At 29.1% G+C, this 2,708-nt stretch carries 6 protein-coding genes; all 6 read left to right on the top strand.

Annotated elements, in window-relative coordinates; all coding sequences use genetic code 11:
* Positions 1 to 17: 17 nt before the first annotated feature.
* Positions 18 to 263 (top strand): hypothetical protein, encoded by a 246-nt coding sequence (locus WBG30_RS10125; RefSeq protein WP_424504535.1) that lies wholly within the window; start codon positions 18 to 20, stop codon positions 261 to 263.
* Complete coding sequence (locus WBG30_RS10120; RefSeq protein ID WP_424504534.1) at positions 263 to 433, top strand: hypothetical protein; 171 nt, start codon at positions 263 to 265, stop codon at positions 431 to 433. Before WBG30_RS10125 ends, WBG30_RS10120 begins: the two co-directional genes overlap by 1 nt.
* The gene (locus WBG30_RS10115) at positions 433 to 1,146 is read left to right on the top strand and encodes a ParA family protein (protein ID WP_424504533.1); all 714 of its coding nucleotides are present in this window, start codon (positions 433 to 435) and stop codon (positions 1,144 to 1,146) included. Before WBG30_RS10120 ends, WBG30_RS10115 begins: the two co-directional genes overlap by 1 nt.
* Positions 1,147 to 1,824, top strand: a complete 678-nt coding sequence (locus WBG30_RS10110; RefSeq protein ID WP_424504532.1) for a hypothetical protein — start codon at positions 1,147 to 1,149, stop codon at positions 1,822 to 1,824.
* Between the two features lie 36 nt (positions 1,825 to 1,860).
* Entirely contained in the window at positions 1,861 to 2,043 is a 183-nt protein-coding gene (locus WBG30_RS10105) for a transcriptional regulator (protein ID WP_424504531.1), read from the top strand.
* On the top strand, positions 2,036 to 2,708 hold a 673-nt coding region (locus WBG30_RS10100; protein WP_424504530.1), incomplete at its 3' end, for a tyrosine-type recombinase/integrase. The genes WBG30_RS10105 and WBG30_RS10100, both read left to right, overlap by 8 nt.

Raw genomic sequence — 2,708 nt, 5'->3', positions numbered from 1 at the left:
GTTTAGGAGGAAATGAAATGAAAAAAGAAACAATAAAATTTTATAGTATAGAACCTTTTTTCTCAAAAGAAAAATCAGGTATTAAAAATAATACAGTTAGGTTTACAGACCATGGTGAAAGATTTAAGGCATTAAAAAAATTTGATCTAAAAAAAGAAATATTTGTGGAAATAATCAATCCAAATACGTTTGAATGTTTTACTAGGCAAATAAAAGATGTATCAATTTATGAAAATATTTTTATAATAACTTGGAGGCAATAATGAAAAAAGAAAAATTAAGACCAAATCATAAAGAAATTATAGCTATGAGTTTAGCAGATCTAAACTTTATTTTAAAAAGTGAATATGTGCTGACAAATAGACAGGTTAAACAAATCAAATCAGAGATTAAGAGAAAAAGAGGAATAACAGGGCATAAGGTGATTGTCTAATGGCTAAAGTAATTTTATTTAAAAATAATAAAGGAGGAGTTGGAAAATCATTACTATGTTTCTGGACAGCTCATATCCTTTCTACATTATCAAAATCAAATGATAAGAAAAATAAAGTATTAATCCTCACATCTGATTCACAGAATAATATCATGCAGATGGCAGGAACTAAATCAGGCTATGGTGATGGACTACAAGGATATATTGATGGTAGAGGTTCAGACCTAATAAAATTAAGAGAGGGTTTATTCTATGTGCCTCTTACAAGTACTGGGGTAAAGAGAACTTTTGAAACTAGATTCCTGGATGTAATAGAGATCTTTAAAGCTCAATATGATTACATCTTAATAGATGGATCACCAGTATTGAAATTAGATAACATCTTTCTAGAAGTGAGCGACAAAGTAGTTATACCAACTTTTTTGGATAATGTAACTACTAAGGGAATGGTAAATCTTATTGGAGAGGTAGGAGTGGACAAGGTAGCTATGATTGTTCCTAACAGAGTTGGTAGAAGTAAGATGGAGCAAGAACACCTAAATAAATTAAAAAAGAGTTTAGAAGGTGTAGGAGCAGTTATCACTGATCCAATTTATCAAACTTCAAAAATTATGCAGCTTACAGAAAAATCAAAAACAATTATGGAAACTAAGAGCAAACAATACAATGATATAAAGCAAATTTTTGCAAAGATCGTAAAGGGGGTGATGTAATTGGATGTATTTGGAGAACTTCAAAAAGCAGTAAAAAAAGAAATATATGTTTCGCAATTTGATTTCGGAAGTTGCGAAATTGAAAAAGAAGATATTGAGTTTATAAAAAGTAGTGAGCAGAAATTAAGAAAAAGGTTTATGGGAATCTCTGACTCTCTCTATGATATATGTATAACTATCAATCAGATCTCTTTAAAATTTAAAAAGTCTGGTGATTTCATGAAGTGGTATGAAGCTAATGGATTAACTAAAGATAATATTTCTGAATTTAATAAAAGATTTATCTTGTTTCAGGAATTTAGTGATAAAAAAGATTTTATTGCATCACTCTCTAACCACTCAGTTAGAATTTTGACTCATAAAGATGTTACAGCAGATGCCAGAGAAAAGATAATTGATGGGGGAATAAAAAAAGCTGAAACTATAAAAGAGTTATTAGCTCCTGTAAAGGATCAGATAGCAATTGAATTTGAAAAGAAAACTACAAGTTATGTAAATTATAAAAAATTAGAGAAGATGAAAACTAGGATTACAAAAGTAGAAGATGGGAATGAATTAAATTCTTTAAAGGCTGATGTAGATGCACTAGAAATCTATTTGAAAGATATGAAACAAGCTGTTAAGGATAAGGAAAAAGAGTGGGAACATAAAAATAATTTGAAGTTGGTAAAGGGGTAGTATTAAATACAGTATTGATAAAATGGAGGTAGGAGCATGGCGGAGCTATTAACTGTGAAAGAAGTTGAAAGAATATGTAAAGTTAAGCAGGGGAGAGCATACAGACTGATGAAAGAAATAAATGACGAAATGAAAGAAAAGGGGTTTATAGTTATAAATGGAAGGGTTAATTCAACTTATTTATATGAAAGATTGGGATTAGGTGGTAGTAATGCCTAGTATTAAAGATAAAAACGGGAAATGGCTATCCCGTTTTTATTTTACAAATTACCAAGGAACAAAAATGCAGAAATTTAAAAGAGGGTTTAAAACAAAGAGAGAAGCACTTGAATTTGAAAGGGAGTTTTTAGCAAGTTCAAAATTTGAAATAACCATGAGTTTTGGAAGTTTATGTGATTTATATTTTGATGATCTTTCCCATAGATTGAGAGAAAACACAATGATTACTAAAAAATATATTATCAAAGAAAAAATACTCCCATATTTTGGAGAAATAGAAGTCGGGAAAATAACTCCTATATTGATTAGGAAGTGGCAAAATAAATTAATGTCTAAAATAAATGAAAAATCTAATAAGGTGTACAGCCAGACTTATATTAAAACAATAAACAATAATTTAGTAGCAATATTAAATTATGCAGTTAAATATCATTCATTACAGGAAAATCCATGCCATAAGGCTGGAAGTATAGGAAAAAAACAAGCTGGAGAAATGAGTGTGTGGACTGTAGAAGAGTTTGAAAAATTTATAAAAGAATTAGAGCATAAGCCAATTTCATTTATAGGGTTTTATATATTATTTTGGACTGGGATAAGAATTGGTGAATTATTAGCCCTCACTGTAGGAGATATTAATTTAGACACTAAAATGATAAAAGTAAATA

The organism is Psychrilyobacter sp., from assembly GCF_049671765.1.
Taxonomy (GTDB): domain Bacteria; phylum Fusobacteriota; class Fusobacteriia; order Fusobacteriales; family Fusobacteriaceae; genus Psychrilyobacter.
The sequence above is the reverse complement of the archived record's forward strand: the minus strand, read 5'-3'. Positions and strand labels throughout refer to the sequence as shown.